Raw genomic sequence first — 2,975 nt, 5'->3', positions numbered from 1 at the left:
CGGATGGCCCAGCTCAGGAGCAAGCCAGTGTTCCTCCTCCCCCTAGACGATCAGGAGTTGCTCCATCAAGGAGCGCTCTCTCAGCTGATCCACTCAACTACCAGCCTGCTCGTCGATTGCCACTTGATCCCGCACCGTCCCTGGTCAGACAGTCCCTCCTCAGACTGGAGCAGGCTCGATCAATTGCCCAGCGAGATTGCGATCGCTGAGCTGGTCAAGACACTGAAGCGAGACTCAGTACAGCTCCTCGTCCTGGTCTGTCCACACCAGGGTCACTGCCACCTCTGGTTGGAATTGGTGGTCCTCACGGCGATCTTGACTTCGGAGTTCCAGGTACAGTGGGTCATACTCACGAAGGGTGGAGCTGATGAGCAGAAGGAGAGCGTTCTCCGCTTGGTCGATCCTCTCCTATGCCTGGTCGACCCTCTCCTGTGACAGCTCTGGTTCCTCTGCTGATCACGTCGCCTCCCAAAAATAAAAAAAAGCCTCGACACCCACCGCAGGAGAGGCGGCTGGACAGGGTGGACAGGGGAGTTGGCCTCCATCGCCGCAGGCCGCCTCCCTGTCTCTCATCACTTCGTCATCCAGTTGGATCAGGCCACTGTGCTTTTCCTTGCTGTCGCCGTGCCGCCCGGGTCCAGGGCCTGACTCGGACGGCAGTGTCCTCCGTGAGGGGGTCCTGGCTTGCTATTCCCCACGCAGCGCCTGCGCCAGGCGTTGCCAGTCGATCGCCTGGAGATAGCTGTCGATGATGCACCGGGCCAGTGCTCCCAGTGGACTGGGCCGCAGCCGCAGCTCGGGCTGCTCAGCCCAGCGGCGGGCCAGACCGTCCCACCAGAGTGCCAGAGAGAGCGAGGGATCTGAGGGCAGCCCTTGCTCAATCGGGCGGAGCGCCTCTACTGCGGCTGCCTCCAGGGGCGTCAAGGAGCAGTCAGCCCCCTCTCTCTGGGCCGCTGCCACGACGCGACTCCAATCAATGCGCCTTGCAGGGTCAGTGGCCCAGTGAGTGAGCAGGAGTTCCACAGGCCGTGGCGTCTCCTGCCCCTTGAGGAAGCGCTGCACGTGTTCTTCCAGCCACTGCCGGAGCCGGAATGCGTCAGGCGCCAGCGCTTCGAGCGGTTGTCTGGTCTCCTCATCCGTCAGTGTGGTGAACACGTCCCAGGTGGGACTGTTTGGCCACCCCTGGTACGGTGGCCACGCTTCCAGAGGCATCGCTCGTTCCTTCCTTTCTTCTTAGTATAGCACAGAAGCTGGCCAGATCCGCTTCTCGTGGGACCCCGCCTGGGGGTCACTGGCCTTCCTGGCGGGCTGCTGCTTCCACCAGGGTGCGCACCCAGGCAACCGGTCGGGTCCACAAACGCCTGGTCCAGGGCGAAAAGGTCTCTGAGACCCGGCGGAGCTGGAAGCCGCGGCGGGTCACCAGTGCTTGCTCCCGAGGCACCAGCTCAATCGTAGGCTCCACCAACTCTTCCTCCTCGAGGAGGTCCAAAGGCAGCTCCTCCTGAGAGGAGCAGGTGAACCGCTCCCAGATCGGCAGATGCACCTGCGGGTCGAGTTTGATGGCGCGGGGCGCCTGCCATGATGAAGCGGGCCAGACGATCAGGTAGCCCGCTTCATCCAGCCGGTCGACCTGGCACCAGGCCTCCTGCCGCACCGGCAGTCCTCCTTCATCACGCCCAGACACATAGCTGACCTGGTAGAAGGTGATCGAGATGCGAGCCGGCCAGAGCCAGCGCTGGCGCCTGGCTGACCGAAGGCGCTGAGCGAGCAGCTGGCGACAGAGACGGTCCTGCTGGCGAGCCTTCTCTTGCTCGTGTTTCCGTTCTTGTTCCCGCTGCTGTTGGAGCCCGTGCCAGTCTTGCCGGCGCTGACGCCATTGCTCCAAGGCCGCCAGCAGGATGGTTTCTCCCTGGCCATCGTCTCGGCGAACAGTGACGATCAGCTCGCGATCTCCAGGCCCCGTACAGTGGCACACGAAGCGACATTCCCACCCCAGGCTCCATCGGCGGAGTTCTACCTGGCAGGCCGGGCAGAGAAAGGCTTCGAAGGGAGGCCCTGAGAAGCGAAGCACTGGTGTATGCCAGAAGGAGCTCAAGCCAGGCTTTAACAACGGTGCCAGGCGAGGCAGATCCGCCTGCGCCTCCTGAACCAGAGACGCCATCTGCTGACTCGCCTCTTGCTCTCGTTGAGCCTGTGTCGCTCGCTGGCGCTCCAGAGCTTCCTGTTGATGTTGGAAGAACGCTGCCCGCGCCAGGGCAGCCAGATCGAGGTCATGGTCCATGACAGCTCCTTTCACGAGTGCTCTTGCCCGGCTGGTCAGGCGGCCTCGGGCACAGCAGCACGAAGGGATCGCCAGCGATCAGGTTGATGACTCACCATGCTACCAGTTCCCCCTTGCAGCTGCTGGGTCCAGATGCCCCTGTTCGTCCGGCAGGCTCAGTGGAGGGAGCCGGAGCCACTTGGCTGTGATGGCCTGAGCTACAGCGGACATGGAACCAGCCTGCCCTGGGTGTTTGCAGGGTAACACGCTCGCAGCCAATTAGACGACTGCAGCTATACGCCGCCCGATAACTGCTTAGTGTTGCTTCTCGACCATCCGTTACGATCAGCAGGAGTTCCTTAGCCTGCGTCAGCGCCTGCTCTACCTCGGATCGGCGATAGCTGACCACTGGGAAGTAGAGCACTCGCACAGGCATGGGATGCATCAGGATCGCTTGAGCTAGCGTCGGATCTATGATCCCTGTCAGCTGGTCGCTTGCTATTTCCAACCAGCCTTGCGGGCTCACGGAGACCGATAGCGACCCGGGCTGGGGGTGAGGCGGTTCCTCCTGGATCAGGACGACATACCATCCTTCTCCATAGCGCAGGTCAGAGCGCTGTGAGGACCGGAGCACCCACAGGGCGTTCGCAAAGCAGGCCCCTGCGGGTGCTGCCGCCAGTAGGAGGGTTTCCAGCGATTCCACGAGAAGCAGGTG

At 62.7% G+C, this 2,975-nt stretch carries 3 protein-coding genes; 1 reads left to right on the top strand and 2 read right to left on the bottom strand.

The annotated features are described in order from the left end of the window. A partial coding sequence (locus tag IRZ24_RS18790) for a hypothetical protein (RefSeq protein WP_297167790.1) occupies positions 1-435 on the top strand: 435 nt, incomplete at its 5' end. A gap of 252 nt (positions 436-687) precedes the next feature. Here the strand turns inward: IRZ24_RS18790 and IRZ24_RS18785 are convergent. Further along, positions 688-1,212 (bottom strand): hypothetical protein, encoded by a 525-nt coding sequence (locus IRZ24_RS18785; protein WP_297167788.1) that lies wholly within the window; start codon positions 1,210-1,212, stop codon positions 688-690. 76 nt (positions 1,213-1,288) lie between these two features. Continuing rightward, entirely contained in the window at positions 1,289-2,281 is a 993-nt protein-coding gene (locus IRZ24_RS18780) for a hypothetical protein (protein WP_112429071.1), read from the bottom strand. Positions 2,282-2,975 lie beyond the last annotated feature (694 nt).

Source organism: Thermogemmatispora sp. (assembly GCF_019683755.1).
GTDB lineage: Bacteria > Chloroflexota > Ktedonobacteria > Ktedonobacterales > Ktedonobacteraceae > Thermogemmatispora.
Note: the sequence above shows the minus strand (reverse complement) of the source record. Positions and strands in the feature narration are given on the sequence as shown.